Source organism: Paraburkholderia guartelaensis, assembly GCF_004353905.1.
GTDB lineage: Bacteria > Pseudomonadota > Gammaproteobacteria > Burkholderiales > Burkholderiaceae > Paraburkholderia > Paraburkholderia guartelaensis.
Window position 1 is genome coordinate 23,019 of record NZ_SMOD01000061.1, and the last position, 13,102, is coordinate 36,120.

At 64.9% G+C, this 13,102-nt stretch carries 14 protein-coding genes; 4 read left to right on the forward strand and 10 right to left on the reverse strand.

Annotated elements, in window-relative coordinates:
* Positions 1-9: 9 nt before the first annotated feature.
* The 4 genes from E1N52_RS39550 to rpe all read right to left on the reverse strand — a co-directional run bounded on the left by E1N52_RS39550 (position 10) and on the right by rpe (position 3,972).
* Positions 10-585, reverse strand: a complete 576-nt coding sequence (locus tag E1N52_RS39550; protein ID WP_133190163.1) for an aminodeoxychorismate/anthranilate synthase component II — start codon at positions 583-585, stop codon at positions 10-12.
* A gap of 14 nt (positions 586-599) precedes the next feature.
* On the reverse strand, positions 600-2,093 hold the full coding sequence (gene trpE, locus E1N52_RS39555) for an anthranilate synthase component I (RefSeq protein ID WP_133190165.1): 1,494 nt from the start codon (positions 2,091-2,093) through the stop codon (positions 600-602).
* A 476-nt stretch (positions 2,094-2,569) separates the two neighbouring features.
* Entirely contained in the window at positions 2,570-3,277 is a 708-nt protein-coding gene (locus tag E1N52_RS39560) for a phosphoglycolate phosphatase (RefSeq protein ID WP_133190167.1), read from the reverse strand.
* Positions 3,274-3,972 (reverse strand): ribulose-phosphate 3-epimerase, encoded by a 699-nt coding sequence (gene rpe, locus E1N52_RS39565; RefSeq protein ID WP_133190169.1) that lies wholly within the window; start codon positions 3,970-3,972, stop codon positions 3,274-3,276. Before rpe ends, E1N52_RS39560 begins: the two co-directional genes overlap by 4 nt.
* Positions 3,973-4,190: 218 nt before the next feature.
* Here rpe and apaG point away from each other — a divergent pair, with 218 nt between their 5' ends.
* A complete protein-coding gene (gene apaG / locus E1N52_RS39570) occupies positions 4,191-4,565 on the forward strand; it encodes a Co2+/Mg2+ efflux protein ApaG (RefSeq protein ID WP_028208771.1) in 375 nt (124 codons plus the stop codon).
* 24 nt (positions 4,566-4,589) lie between these two features.
* Here apaG and E1N52_RS45650 read toward each other — a convergent pair whose 3' ends face one another.
* Positions 4,590-4,733 (reverse strand): hypothetical protein, encoded by a 144-nt coding sequence (locus E1N52_RS45650; protein WP_165979555.1) that lies wholly within the window; start codon positions 4,731-4,733, stop codon positions 4,590-4,592.
* Here E1N52_RS45650 and mltA point away from each other — a divergent pair.
* Positions 4,699-5,991 (forward strand): murein transglycosylase A, encoded by a 1,293-nt coding sequence (gene mltA, locus E1N52_RS39575; protein WP_425468201.1) that lies wholly within the window; start codon positions 4,699-4,701, stop codon positions 5,989-5,991. The two genes, E1N52_RS45650 and mltA, sit on opposite strands and share 35 nt — an antisense overlap.
* Before the next feature lie 82 nt (positions 5,992-6,073).
* Here mltA and paaK read toward each other — a convergent pair whose 3' ends face one another.
* The 5 genes from paaK to paaN form a co-directional block, all read right to left on the reverse strand.
* Complete coding sequence (paaK, locus tag E1N52_RS39580) at positions 6,074-7,372, reverse strand: phenylacetate--CoA ligase PaaK (protein ID WP_133190173.1); 1,299 nt, start codon at positions 7,370-7,372, stop codon at positions 6,074-6,076.
* A gap of 65 nt (positions 7,373-7,437) precedes the next feature.
* A complete protein-coding gene (gene paaI / locus E1N52_RS39585; protein ID WP_133190175.1) occupies positions 7,438-7,908 on the reverse strand; it encodes a hydroxyphenylacetyl-CoA thioesterase PaaI in 471 nt (156 codons plus the stop codon).
* Between the two features lies 1 nt (position 7,909).
* Positions 7,910-8,701 (reverse strand): 2-(1,2-epoxy-1,2-dihydrophenyl)acetyl-CoA isomerase PaaG, encoded by a 792-nt coding sequence (paaG, locus tag E1N52_RS39590; protein ID WP_133190177.1) that lies wholly within the window; start codon positions 8,699-8,701, stop codon positions 7,910-7,912.
* Positions 8,702-8,813: 112 nt separating this feature from the next.
* On the reverse strand, positions 8,814-10,022 hold the full coding sequence (pcaF, locus tag E1N52_RS39595) for a 3-oxoadipyl-CoA thiolase (RefSeq protein WP_133190179.1): 1,209 nt from the start codon (positions 10,020-10,022) through the stop codon (positions 8,814-8,816).
* A gap of 97 nt (positions 10,023-10,119) precedes the next feature.
* A complete protein-coding gene (gene paaN / locus E1N52_RS39600; RefSeq protein WP_133190181.1) occupies positions 10,120-11,820 on the reverse strand; it encodes a phenylacetic acid degradation protein PaaN in 1,701 nt (566 codons plus the stop codon).
* Between the two features lie 138 nt (positions 11,821-11,958).
* On the opposite strand from paaN, the gene E1N52_RS39605 reads away from it, so the two are divergent.
* Together E1N52_RS39605 and E1N52_RS39610 are read left to right on the forward strand one after the other, a co-directional pair.
* On the forward strand, positions 11,959-12,735 hold the full coding sequence (locus E1N52_RS39605; RefSeq protein ID WP_069269161.1) for an enoyl-CoA hydratase: 777 nt from the start codon (positions 11,959-11,961) through the stop codon (positions 12,733-12,735).
* Between the two features lie 26 nt (positions 12,736-12,761).
* The gene (locus E1N52_RS39610; protein ID WP_133190183.1) at positions 12,762-13,019 is read left to right on the forward strand and encodes a hypothetical protein; all 258 of its coding nucleotides are present in this window, start codon (positions 12,762-12,764) and stop codon (positions 13,017-13,019) included.
* The last annotated feature ends 83 nt before the right edge of the window (positions 13,020-13,102 follow it).

Genomic DNA, 13,102 nt, shown 5'->3' on the forward strand with positions numbered 1-13,102 from the left:
GCCTCCGGGTCAAGCGCTCTTGGTTTGCTTCAGGAAGTTCTCGAAGAGGGCGTGGCCGTGCTCCGAGAGAATCGATTCCGGATGAAACTGCACGCCTTCCACCGCAAGCTCGCGGTGGCGCACACCCATGATTTCGCCGTCCTCGGTCCAGGCCGACACTTCGAGGCAGTCGGGCAGCGACTCGCGCTCGATGGCGAGCGAGTGATAACGCGTGACGTTGAAGTGCTTCGGCAGGTCGGCGAACACGCCTTTGCAGTCGGTTTCGATCTGGCTCACCTTGCCGTGCATGATGGTCTTCGCGCGCACGACGCGTCCGCCGAACGCTTCGCCAATCGCCTGATGGCCGAGGCACACGCCGAGTATCGGCGTCTTGCCTGCGAATTCGCGCAGCACGTCTAGCGTGATGCCCGCGTGCTGCGGGTTGCTCGGTCCGGGCGAGAGGCAAATGCGCGCGGGGTTGAGCTTCGCGATTTCGTCGATGGTGATTTCGTCGTTGCGGTACGTGTGAACGTCTTCGCCGAGCTCGCCGAAGTACTGGACGATGTTGTAGGTAAACGAATCGTAGTTGTCGATCATGAGCAACATGGTCTTTTCTCCGCTCAGAAGTCGCTGTCGAGGCCGTCCTGCACCTGCTCGGCGGCGCGCAGCACGGCGCGCGCCTTGTTCTCGGTTTCCTGCCATTCGGACTCGGGCACCGAATCGGCAACCACGCCCGCGGCGGCCTGCACATACAGATTGCCGTTGTGGATGAGGCCGGTGCGGATCGCGATGGCCAGGTCCATCTCGCCGTTGAACGAGAGATAGCCGACCGCGCCGCCGTAGAGCCCGCGCTTCACCGGCTCCAGTTCGTCGATCAGTTCCATCGCGCGAACCTTCGGCGCGCCCGAAAGCGTGCCGGCCGGGAACGTGGCGCGCAGGACGTCGAAATTGTTCATGCCGGGCTTGAGCTTGCCTTCCACCGAACTCACGATGTGCTGCACGTGCGAGTACTTCTCGATGATCATCTTGTCGGTGACGGCCACCGAACCGATCTCGGCGATGCGGCCCACGTCGTTGCGCGCGAGGTCGATCAGCATGACGTGCTCGGCGATTTCCTTCGGGTCGTTGAGCAGTTCGGTCGCGAGTTCGGCGTCGCGCTCGGGCGTGTTGCCGCGCGGACGCGTGCCCGCGAGCGGACGGATCGTCACGATGCGGTCCTCGCCGCGCTTTTCCTGGCGCACGAGAATTTCCGGCGACGCGCCCACCACGTGGAATTCGCCGAAGTTGTAGTAGTACATATACGGCGACGGGTTCAGCGAGCGCAGCGCGCGGTAGAGCGACAGCGGATTGTCGCGATACGGCTTCGTGAGGCGCTGGCCCACTTGCACCTGCATCAGCTCGCCCGCGGCGATGTATTCCTTCGCCTTGCGCACGGCGGCGAGGTAATCGTCCTTCTTGAACTCGCGGAACGTTTCGGTGCGCACGCTCGCCGAGGTCACCGGCGGCTGCACGGTCGAGCGCAGGCGCTGCTTCAGTTCGCGCAGGCGATGCTTGGCCTTCGTGTAGGCCTCGGGCGTTTGCGGATCGGCGTAGACGATGAGGTACAGCTTGCCCGCGAGATTGTCGATGACCGCGACTTCTTCGGTCAGCAGCAGCTGGATGTCGGGCAGGCCGAGATCGTCGGCCGGGCAGGTGTCGGCGAGCTTTTTCTCGATGTAGCGCACCGCGTCGTAGCCGAAGTAGCCTGCGAGACCGCCGCAGAAGCGCGGCAGGCCCGGACGCTGAGCGACCTTGAAGCGCGCCTGGTACTTCGCGATGAATTCGAGCGGATCTTCGTTATGCGTCTCGATCACCTGGCCGTCGCGCACGACCTCCGAAATGCCGTTGCGCGTGCGGATCAGCGAGCGCGCCGGCAGGCCGATGAACGAGTAGCGTCCGAAACGCTCGCCGCCCACGACGGACTCCAGCAGGAAAGAATTGGCGCCGCCGCGCTCGGGCTGCGCGAGCTTGAGATACAGCGAGAGCGGCGTTTCGAGATCGGCGAGCGCTTCGGCGATCAGCGGGATGCGGTTGTAGCCCTCGTTGGCGAGGGACTGAAATTCGAGTTCGGTCATGTTCCGATCCTGTTCGTGCTGCCGGTCGCGGCGGGTGCGGGCCCAGTGCGGCTCAAAACGGGGCGCGCGGTGAGCGCGAGGCGTTTGTTTTTGAGTGCTAGATGGCCGCTGGCGCTCGCTCGTGCGGCCCAGGATCGCGCTGATGATGCAGCGCTTGCCGGGCCGGCGTGCGGTACATCGACGGAAGGTAGGGCGTAGCCGCTCGCGCCTTGCGCAACTCGCCGCGAACGGCGAAACGACACGCAAGGACCACGAAAGCCAACGGCCAGACCAGCCGACGGGTTACCGCAACAGTTTAGAGTCGAGACACGCGCGAGTGCGCAGCGAAGTAAAAAACGGTGCTGAAGAAAGACTTCAGCGAACCTCGGATGAGGTTAGCGCGACCAGCGACGCCAGGGCCAGGCTCCCCGGTCGATCGTGCTCAGACTCCGTTTTTTATTCAGAAACATGAGGATAGTTGACGTTCAGTTGAGAACTTAAGTCAGATCATTGTGCGCTGCGACCGCCTTGGCGGCGTCGAGCAGCGAGGCAACTATACCATCCGATTCGATTTTTTGTACAGGTTGGCCGTGGTTGTAGCCATAGGGCACCGTGAGCGTGGCCATGCCGGCCGCGCGGCCTGCGATCGCGTCGTTCTCCGAATCGCCGATCGCCACGGCCGCAGCGGGCTTGACGCCCAGGCGCTCGCAGGCGGTGAGCATCGGCAGCGGGTCGGGCTTCTTCTTCGCGAGGCTGTCGCCGCCGATCACCACTTCGAAGTACTGCGCGAGGCCGTATTGCTGCAAAAGCTCGAGGGCAAAGCGGTGCGGCTTGTTGGTCACGCACGCGAGCTTGATGCCCTGGTCGCGCAGTGCCGCCAAGCCCGCTTCGACGTCCGGGTACAGATGCGTGTGGCGGCCGTTGATCTTCGCGTACTCGTCCTGGTAGAGCGCGAGCGCTTCGTCGAAGCGCGCCTCGACGTTGTCCGCGGCAAAGCGCGGCGCGAGCACGCTGCGGATCAGGTGCTCCGAGCCCTTGCCCACGTAGCCCATCACTTCCTCGCGCGTGGTTTCCTCGGCGTCGAGTTGCGCGAGCATGCCGTTCAGGCCGGCGGCGAAGTCGTCGGCGGTGTCGACCATCGTGCCGTCGAGGTCGATCAGCGCCGCTTCGATGCGCGGCGCGGTGAACTTGACGGGGGCGTTCATTTTGCGTTTGCAGCGCTTGCTGCGGTCGCGAGCTGTGCGCGCATCTCGTCGATCACGGTCTTGTAGTCAGGCTTGCCGAAGATCGCCGAGCCCGCCACGAAGGTGTCCGCGCCTGCTGCCGCGATTTCGGCGATGTTGTCGACCTTCACGCCGCCGTCTACTTCGAGGTGGATTTCGCGGCCGGTGCGGGCCGTGTAGGCGTCGATCTTCGCGCGCGCCTCGCGCAGCTTGTTGAGCGCCTCGGGGATGAACGACTGGCCGCCGAAGCCCGGATTCACCGACATGATGAGCACGAGATCGAGCTTGTCCATCACGTGGTCGAGGTAGTTCAGCGGCGTGGCCGGGTTGAACACGAGGCCCGCCTTGCAGCCGTGGTCACGGATCAGCGAGAGCGTGCGGTCGATGTGGTCCGAGCCTTCCGGGTGGAAGCTGATGAGGTTCGCGCCGGCCTTGGCGAAGTCGGGCACGATGCGGTCGACCGGGCGCACCATCAGATGCACGTCGATGGGCACGCTCACGTGCGGGCGGATCGCCTCGCACACCAACGGGCCGATGGTGAGGTTCGGCACGTAATGGTTATCCATCACGTCGAAGTGGATCCAGTCGGCGCCGGCAGCGACGACGTTGCGGACTTCCTCGCCAAGACGCGCGAAGTCGGCGGAGAGAATGCTAGGGGCGATGCGGAATTGCGTCATGGCGGCAACCAGAAAACTGTCGGAAAAACCGTATTTTACCGTCACCAGGCGAGGCGTTCGCGGCGGGTGCCGCGGGCGGCGCCGGGTTGCGGGTGCCGGTTGCATCAAGCAGAATGCCAAACCATGTGCCGCGCCTCGCGGCGCGCTCGCGAGCGCCTTGCTGCGCGGGCGTCTCAGTCAACGGACTCAGCAGCCGCAGCCGGGCGAATGGAACAAGGATGAGCCAGTACGAATTCAGCGTGACGTCGCAGGTCCGCTACCTGCCCGAAGAATCGGACCCGGAGCGCCGGCAATATGCCTTCGCGTACACGCTGACCATCCGCAATACCGGTCAGGTGAGCGCCCAGCTGATCGCGCGCCACTGGGTGATCACCGACAGCGAAAATCACGTGCAGGAAGTGAAGGGACTGGGCGTGGTCGGCCATCAGCCGCTTCTGAAGCCGGGCGAGCAGTTCGAATACACGAGCTGGGCCGTGATCGCGACCCCGGTGGGCACCATGCGCGGGGAGTACTTCTGTGTGGCCGAAGACGCCGAGCGCTTCGAGGCGCCCGTGCCCGAGTTCGTGCTGCGCATGCCGCGCACGCTGCATTGAACCGCCGCGAGAAATCGGGGTCTGCTAGTCCTGACGCCGATCGTCGCGCGAGGCATGCTTCTTCCTGCCCGACGCGGTCCACACAACGATGAAAATCAGCAGGAACAGCGCAAGGAGCGCTTCCAGACCAAACATGAGCATCGGGTATTCGTCGAGCAGTTCTGACATGGCGGCATCCATCGAGAGCCAATATTGTAGGCGTGATTTTGACGTCGATTCTGGTGTCGATGTCCCGGTGATGCCGGGATTCACAAAGGTACGATATTGCGCGGGGGCAGCGCTTCGGCGCGGGGGCGCCCGATTGGGAGGCCGCTGGGGTGCCCGTTTAGGCGCGTGGCTGGGCGCTGTTTCGCTGGCGGCTTTGCTTGCCGCGTGCGGCGGCCCGAGCTACGTGCGCAACGTGCCGCCCAAGGGCACGCCCACGCTGCCCTCGCAGCTCGCCGCGCAACGTCTCACACCGGTCGCCTGGCAGCAGGTGCCGGGCTGGCAAGATGACTCGCTGATCGGTGTGACCTCGGCGCTGCGCGCGAACTGCACGCGTCTTGCGCGCGATCCTCGCTGGCAGTGTGCGTGTACTGCGGCCTCGCAGCTCGACGACCTGGACGCATCGAGCGCACGTGCATTCTTCGAAACGTATTTCACGCCCTATCAGTTCGCCAACAACGACGGCACGCTCGACGGCCTCGTAACCGGCTACTACGAACCGCTGCTGCACGGTTCGCGCACGCGTCACGGCATCTATCAGACCGCGCTGTATCGCTGGCCGTCCGGCTATCGTCCGGGCGCCGCGATGCCGCCGCGCGCGCAGCTCGAACGTTCGGGCGCGCTGGGCGGCAACGAACTCGTGTGGGTGGACGATCCGATCGAAGCGTTCTTCCTGCAGGTGCAGGGCTCCGGGCGCGTCGTGATGGAAGACGGCAGCGTGATGCGCGTGGGCTTCGGCGGCACCAACAACCAGCCGTACAAGTCGATCGGGCGCTGGCTGCTCGACCACGGCGAACTCACGCCCGCGCAGGCGACCATGCAGGGCATCAAGGCATGGGCACGCGCGAACCCGACGCGCGTGGATGCGCTTCTCGACACCAATCCGCGCTTCGTGTTCTTCCGCGAGATGGGCGGCTCCGAGGGCGACGCGCAGGGCGGCGCGGACGGTCCGATCGGTGCGCTCGGCGTGCCGCTCACGCCGGAACGCTCGATTGCGGTTGATCCGTCGTCGATTCCGCTTGGCACGCCGGTGTTTCTCCAGACCACGCGCCCGCTCACGAATACGCCGCTCAACCGGCTCGTGTTCGCGCAAGACACGGGCACGGCAATCAAGGGCGGCGTGCGCGCCGACTACTTCTGGGGCCTTGGTGACGATGCTGGCGACCTGGCCGGCAAGATGAAGCAGGGCGGCCGCATGTGGCTGCTGTTCCCGAACTCGTGATCGTCGTGCCGCTTGCGCTGCGCGCCTGAAGCAAAAAAGCCGGCGATTGCCGGCTTTTTTTGCTACGCGTTGCGAGCCGCTGTTACTTCGGCCGCTTGTCGATGACACGCTTCGCCTTGCCAACCGAGCGCTCGATGCCGTTCACTTCGAGCACGTTCACCTTGCACGTCACACCGATCAGCGCCTTGATGTCGTAAGCGAGCGCCTTGCTGGCCGCGTCGAGCGCGCCGTAGTCGGGCGCGGTTTCCGGGCACGGTTCGCAGTTGAGCGACATCACGTCCATCGGGCCTTCCTTCGTCAGGACGATCTGATAGTGCGGTGCGAGCGCGGGCTGCTTGAGCAGCAGTTCCTCGATCTGCGTGGGGAACACGTTCACGCCGCGGATGATCAGCATGTCGTCCGAGCGGCCCGTGATCTTTTCCATACGGCGCATGGTGCGCGCCGTACCGGGCAGCAGACGCGTGAGGTCGCGCGTGCGGTAACGGACGATGGGCAGCGCTTCCTTCGTGAGCGAGGTGAAGACGAGTTCGCCCAATTCGCCGTCGGGCAGCACTTCGCCGGTTTCCGGGTTGATGATCTCGGGGTAGAAGTGGTCTTCCCAGATCGTCGGGCCGTCCTTCGTCTCCGCGCATTCCGAGGCGACGCCCGGGCCCATGACTTCGGAAAGACCGTAGATGTCGACAGCCGTGATGCCCATGCGCTGCTCGATGGCCCGGCGCATGTCGTTGGTCCACGGCTCCGCGCCGAAGATCCCGATGCGCAGCGAACACGTGGCGGGGTCGATGCCCTGGCGCTCCATTTCGTCGGCGATAGCGAGCATGTAGCTCGGCGTGACCATGATGATGTCGGGACGGAAGTCCTGGATCAGCTGAACCTGCTTCTCGGTCTGGCCGCCGCCGAACGGAATGACGGTGAGACCCGCGCGTTCCGCGCCATAGTGCGCGCCAAGGCCACCCGTGAAGAGTCCATAGCCGTAGCTGATGTGCACCTTATCGCCGCGCCGGGCGCCCGCTGCGCGCACCGAACGCGCGACGAGGTTCGCCCACGTGTCGATGTCGCGCGCCGTGTAGGCCACGACCGTCGGCTTGCCCGTCGTACCCGACGACGCATGGATGCGCGAAATCTGGTCTTGCGGCACCGCGAACATGCCGAAGGGATAGTTGTCGCGCAGATCCTTCTTCGTGGTGAACGGGAAGCGCGCAATATCGGCGAGCGACTGCACCTGGGACGGATGCACGCCTGCTTCGTCGAATTTGCGGCGATAGACCGGCGAATTCTCGTAAGCGTGGTTCAGCGACCATTTCAGGCGCTCGAGCTGCAGCGCAGCAAGCTCGTCGCGGCTCGCCTTTTCGATGGGTTCGAGCGGCAGCGTGGTACTCATGGGTGTCTCCTGGATCTAAGAACTTTACTCGTGACGCGTAGGGAATCGAGAAGGGGAAACCCGCTTCACGTTGCAACTGGAATGACATTGCCGCGAATCTGCGCGGACTTGCCTCGGAAAAGCGCAACGGTTTCGCCTGCCCGGTTCGTCACGCGGATGTCGTAGACCCCGTTGCGTCCCGATAGCACCTGTTCGACGGCTTCGGCGGTCAACACCTCGTCGCGCAGGACCGGACGCAGGAACTCGATCGAGCAGCCGGCCGCGACGGTGTTGATGTTGTATGAATTGCACGCGAAGGCGAACGCCGAATCCGCGAGCGAGAAGATCATCCCGCCGTGGCAGGTCTGATGGCCGTTGAGAAACTCGGGCCGCACGGCCATGGAGAGGCGCGCGTAGCCGGCGCGCACTTCGAGAAGCTCCATGCCGAGCGCGCGCGTGCAGCCGTCGGATTCGTACATCGCCTGCGCGGCCGCGCGAGCGAGTTCGTCGGGCGACATGTCGTTGTCCTCAGGCAGTTGCGAGACTTGCGTAGACATCTCAGCGGCCCTCGAAGTGCGGTGCGCGTTTTTCGATGAAGGCTTGCACGCCTTCTGCGTAGTCGTGCGACGCGCCCAGTTCACGCTGCAGGTCGCGTTCGAGATCCAGTTGCTGGTCGAGCGTGTTCGTGGCCGATGCGCGCAGCGCTTCGCGCGTGGCGACGATGGCGCGCGTCGGTTGCTGCGCGAGGCGTGCGGCGAGCGCGCCGGCCACTTGCGCGAGTTCCGCGTCGTCGGTCACTTGCCAGACGAGGCCCCAGCTCTCCGCCTTTTCCGCGCTGAGCTTTTCGCCGGTCATGGCGAGTCCGAGCGCGCGCGCCATGCCCACGCGCTTGGGCAGGAACCACGTGCCGCCGGAATCGGGTACGAGGCCGATCTTCACGAACGCCTGGATGAAGCTAGCGGAGCGTGCGGCGAGCACGAGGTCGCAGGCGAGGGCGAGGTTGGCACCGGCGCCGGCCGCGGTGCCGTTGACGGCGGCGATCACGGGCATCGGCAGCGCCTGCAGGCGCTTGATCAGCGGATTGAAATGCTCATCGATGAGGTCGCCGAGATCGGTCATCGCACCCGGCGTGAAGTCGAGATCGGCGAGATCCTGGCCCGCGCAGAAGCCGCGGCCCGCGCCCGTCAGCACAAGGGCGCGCGCGCCGGCTGCGGCGATCTCGTCGAGCGCTGCGACAAGCTCGCGGTGCATGGCGCGCGTAAAGCTGTTGAGCTTGTCCGGGCGGTTCAGCGTGATCGTGGCCACGCGGGTGGACGCGTCGATTTCGACGCGGATCGCATCGTAGGGCATCGGTTGTCTCCTTGTCGACCAGAGTTAGCGCTTCAGCGCTTACTCTGGTCCCATGCAAAGCTGTCTGAGACCGCCGAATGCATCGCCCGGCGGCCGGTCGATACTGCGCGCGTTATGCCTCGATGCGTTCGATCGCGAGGGCGATGCCCTGGCCGACGCCGATGCACATCGTACAAAGTGCGAAGCGTCCGTTCGTGCGCTCCAACTGATGGAGAGCCGTCGTGACGAGACGCGCGCCCGAAGCGCCGAGCGGGTGGCCCAGCGCAATCGCGCCGCCATTCGGGTTCACGCGCGGATCGTCGTCGGCAATGCCGAGTGCGCGCAGCACGGCGAGACCTTGCGAGGCGAACGCCTCATTGAGCTCGATCACGTCGAACTGATCCAGCGTCATGCCGAGCTGCTTGAGCAGTTTTTGCGTAGCGGGCGCCGGGCCGATGCCCATGATGCGCGGCGCGACGCCGGCGGTCGCCATGCCGAGCACGCGCGCGCGGCGACGCAGACCATACTGTTTCGCGGCCTCCTCATTGGCGAGCAGCAGGGCGCACGCGCCGTCGTTGACGCCCGAGGCATTGCCCGCCGTGACCGTGCCGTCCTGTTTCACGACGCCCTTGAGCTTGCCGAGCGATTCGAGCGAGGTCTCGCGCGGGTGCTCGTCGAGCGTCACGCGCACGGGGTCCCCCTTCTTTTGCGCGATCTCGACGGCGACGATTTCCTGCGCAAGCGTGCCGTCCTTCTGCGCGCGGGCCGCCTTCTGTTGGCTGCGCAGCGCGAACGCGTCCTGATCGGCGCGGTTGATCCTGAATTCTTCCGCGACGTTTTCGGCCGTCTCCGGCATCGAATCGACACCGTACTGTTGCTTCATCAGCTTGTTGACGAAACGCCAGCCGATGGTCGTGTCGTAGATGGCCGCTTCACGGGAAAACGCGGAAGCCGCCTTGCCCATGACGAACGGCGCGCGCGTCATGCTTTCCACGCCGCCCGCGATCATGAGGCGCGCTTCGCCCGCCTTGATCGCGCGCGCTGCGCTGCCGACGGCGTCGAGGCCCGAGCCGCACAGGCGGTTGAGCGTGCCGCCCGGCGCGTCGGTCGGCAGGCCCGCGAGCAGCGCGGCCATGCGCGCGACGTTGCGGTTGTCTTCGCCGGCCTGGTTGGCGCAGCCGTAGAGCACGTCGTCGAGCGCGCTCCAGTCCACGCCGGGATTGCGCTCGACGAGCGCGCGGATCGGCACCGCGGCGAGGTCGTCCGCCCGGACGTCCTTGAGGGCGCCGCCGTAGCGGCCGAACGGGGTGCGAATCGCGTCGCAGATATAGGCTTCGGTCATCTCGGATTCCTGAGGCGCGAGCGCAGAAGTGCGCTCACGCCTTGCGTGCTAGAGGGATGGGCAATCGGGCGCCATTCAACTGAGCGGCATGGGCCGATCAGCTGGCAACGGCGGGGGCCGCTTTCGGTTCGACGTGAACGCGGCTCTGAACCACGCGGAAGCGGTTCGCCACGAAGGCGGCGTCGGCGAGCGCGGCGTTCGCAGCGGGGTTCGCGCCGGTGCCGTGGAAGTCCGAGAATGCAGCCGACTGGTTCACGAACACACCGCCCGTGAGGTTGATCGAGAGCGCCACGCCGCCGGTGATGGCGGCTTCGTGCGCGGCTTCGATCACAGTGTCGTCCGTGCTGTAGACGGAAAGCGTGAGCGCGCCGTGGTCGCGCGCGGTCTCGCCGGCCAGTTTGAGCGATTGCGCAGTCGAATCCGTGGCGATCACGAACGAGATCGGGCCGAACCATTCGCGCGTGAACTGGGCGGCGTCGCGGGCTGCGTCGAGCGAAAGCACGAGCGGCGTGCGCACGCGTGCGCCGGCGAACTGCGGGTGTTCGAGCGTCTGGCTGTCGGCGAGCACGGTGCCGAGCTTGCGGGCTTCGTCGATGCGAGCCGTCACGCCTTCGTTCTGGATCGCGCCGAGCACTTCGACGGCGCGCGCCGGATCGGCGACGAACTTCTGCACGGCGCCGGCAATCGCCTGGGCGACGGCCTCGAAGCTCACCTGGCCTTCAGCGGTGCGGATGCCGTCGCGCGGCACATAGATGTTCTGCGGGGCCGTGCACATCTGGCCCGAGTAAAGGGAGAGCGAGAGCGCGATGTTGCGGGCGACGGCCTTCAGATCGTCCGCGGAGTCGATCACGATCTGGTTCACGCCGGCCTTTTCCGTGTAGACCTGCGCCTGATGCGCATTACGCTCGAGCCAGTCGCCGTTTTGCGTGCTGCCCGTGAAGTCGATCAGCTTGATCTCGGAGCGCAGTGCGAGTTGCTGCACGAGCGCGCCGTCGTTGGGATCAGTGGCGAGCAACGTTACGACGTTCGGATCGAAGCCGGCTTCGCGCAGCACGTCACGCGCAATGCGCACGGTGATCGCGAGCGGCAGGATCGCGCCCGGGTGCGGCTTGACGATGACCGTGTTGCCCGTCGCGAGATCGGCGAAAAGGCCGGGGTAGCCGTTCCAGGTCGGAAACGTGCAGCAGCCGAGCACGAGGCCGGTGCCGCGCGGCACGATGGTGAAGCGCTTTTGCATCGCGAGGGGCGGGTTCTTGCCCTGCGGCTTTTCCCAGTGCGCATCGGCAGGGATGCGGCGCAGCTGGTCGTAGGCGTAGGCGACGGCTTCCAGCGCGCGGTCCTGAGCGTGCGGGCCGCCGGCCTGGAAGGCCATCATGAACGCCTGGCCGGTCGTGTGCATGACGCTGAAGGCGATCTCGAAGCTCGCGCGGTTCAAGCGCTCGAGGATCTCGAGGCTCACGCCTGCCCATGCCTGCGGGCCGGCGGCGCGCCAGTCGCGCTGGGCTTGCTGCGCGGCTTCGATCAACTGGTCGGGCGTCGATTTCGGATAGCGTGCGCCGAGCGCGAAGCCGAACGGCGAGGCCTCGCTGCCGACGGTTTCGCCCGTCGACGGCTGGTCGAGTTCGAAGGTGCGATTCAGGTGGGCCTTGAACGCGGCTTCGCCGTCTGCGCTAGCGGTTTCCCCGTACACTTTGGGGCTGGGCATTTCGGCGAACGGGCTCCAGTAGCCGCGGGTCTCGATGGCGGCAAGCGCTTTTTGAAGCGCGCCCTCATGCTTGGCAAACAGCGAATTTGTCATGGCTCAACGTTGATTGAGAGGTTGGACAGGGCCCGTGCCAATTAATTGACCGACCGGTTGGTTGGCCAATGTTAGCATTAGTCAAAGTTCGGCGTAAAAGATTTTTTTGGGGACTTTCTTTTGATGGAAGGAGGAGTTATGGGGTACGAAAACATCCTGGTCGAGACGCGTGGCAAGGTCGGACTGATCACACTGAACCGGCCAAAGGCGCTCAACGCGCTGAACGATGCGCTGATGGACGAACTGGGCGCGGCGCTCAAGGCGTTCGACGCCGATGAAGGTGTTGGCGCGATCGTCATCACGGGTAGCGAAAAAGCGTTCGCTGCGGGCGCGGACATCGGGATGATGGCGAGCTACACCTTCATGGATGTCTACAAAGGCGACTACATCACGCGCAACTGGGAGACGATCCGTTCGATTCGCAAGCCGATCATCGCGGCGGTCGCTGGCTTCGCGCTCGGTGGTGGCTGCGAACTGGCCATGATGTGCGACATGATCTTCGCCGCCGATACGGCGAAGTTCGGTCAGCCCGAGATCAAGCTGGGCGTGATTCCGGGTGCGGGCGGTACGCAGCGTCTGCCGCGCGCGGTGTCGAAAGCGAAGGCGATGGACCTGTGCCTGACCGCGCGGATGATGGGCGCGGAAGAGGCGGAGCGCGCAGGGCTCGTGTCGCGAGTGATTCCCGCGGCAGAGCTGCTGAACGAAACGCTGGCCGCGGCGACGACCATCTGCGAATTCTCGTTGCCCGCCGTGATGATGGCGAAGGAGTCGGTGAACCGCGCCTACGAAACGACGCTTGCTGAAGGCGTGCACTTCGAGCGTCGTCTGTTCCATTCGCTCTTCGCTTCGGAAGATCAAAAGGAAGGGATGGCGGCCTTCGTCGAGAAGCGCAAGCCCGTATTCAAGAACAAGTAAATGCCTGGGAGATTCGATCGCCGCGAATGGCGATCGAATTTATTTTCGCCACCCCCTTGCACGGCGCCGGCGGGGGCGATAAGATTTGCCCCCTTCGCAGTTCGATGTCTCTGACGTCAGGCAGCGAGGGCCGCCGAGGAAACCGGCGGACGCAGGAGTCAGCAGCTTTTTCAAGCGGTGAGCGAAAAAAAGGGGTTGACGAAGCGAAAAGGATTCTTCATAATCTCGTTTCTCTGCTGCTGACGCAGCAACGCAGAAAGAAGCCGGTAGTTGAGCAGTTTTAACGGCGCTTTCGCGAACGATCTTTAAAAATTTACAGCCGATAAGTGTGGGCGCTTGATGCGGTGGCGACCTGATGTCGTTCTTC

Coding starts and splice junctions, on each gene's coding strand:
- E1N52_RS39605 (WP_069269161.1), top strand. CDS start 11,959: ATGGGGTACGAAAACATCCTGGTCGAGACGCGTGGCAAGGTCGGACTG.
- E1N52_RS39560 (WP_133190167.1), bottom strand. CDS start 3,277: ATGAACGCCCCCGTCAAGTTCACCGCGCCGCGCATCGAAGCGGCGCTG.
- paaG (WP_133190177.1), bottom strand. CDS start 8,701: ATGCCCTACGATGCGATCCGCGTCGAAATCGACGCGTCCACCCGCGTG.
- mltA (WP_425468201.1), top strand. CDS start 4,699: ATGAGCATCGGGTATTCGTCGAGCAGTTCTGACATGGCGGCATCCATC.
- E1N52_RS39610 (WP_133190183.1), top strand. CDS start 12,762: ATGGCGATCGAATTTATTTTCGCCACCCCCTTGCACGGCGCCGGCGGG.
- pcaF (WP_133190179.1), bottom strand. CDS start 10,022: ATGACCGAAGCCTATATCTGCGACGCGATTCGCACCCCGTTCGGCCGC.
- trpE (WP_133190165.1), bottom strand. CDS start 2,093: ATGACCGAACTCGAATTTCAGTCCCTCGCCAACGAGGGCTACAACCGC.
- paaI (WP_133190175.1), bottom strand. CDS start 7,908: ATGTCTACGCAAGTCTCGCAACTGCCTGAGGACAACGACATGTCGCCC.
- E1N52_RS45650 (WP_165979555.1), bottom strand. CDS start 4,733: ATGTCAGAACTGCTCGACGAATACCCGATGCTCATGTTTGGTCTGGAA.
- apaG (WP_028208771.1), top strand. CDS start 4,191: ATGAGCCAGTACGAATTCAGCGTGACGTCGCAGGTCCGCTACCTGCCC.
- E1N52_RS39550 (WP_133190163.1), bottom strand. CDS start 585: ATGTTGCTCATGATCGACAACTACGATTCGTTTACCTACAACATCGTC.
- rpe (WP_133190169.1), bottom strand. CDS start 3,972: ATGACGCAATTCCGCATCGCCCCTAGCATTCTCTCCGCCGACTTCGCG.
- paaN (WP_133190181.1), bottom strand. CDS start 11,820: ATGACAAATTCGCTGTTTGCCAAGCATGAGGGCGCGCTTCAAAAAGCG.
- paaK (WP_133190173.1), bottom strand. CDS start 7,372: ATGAGTACCACGCTGCCGCTCGAACCCATCGAAAAGGCGAGCCGCGAC.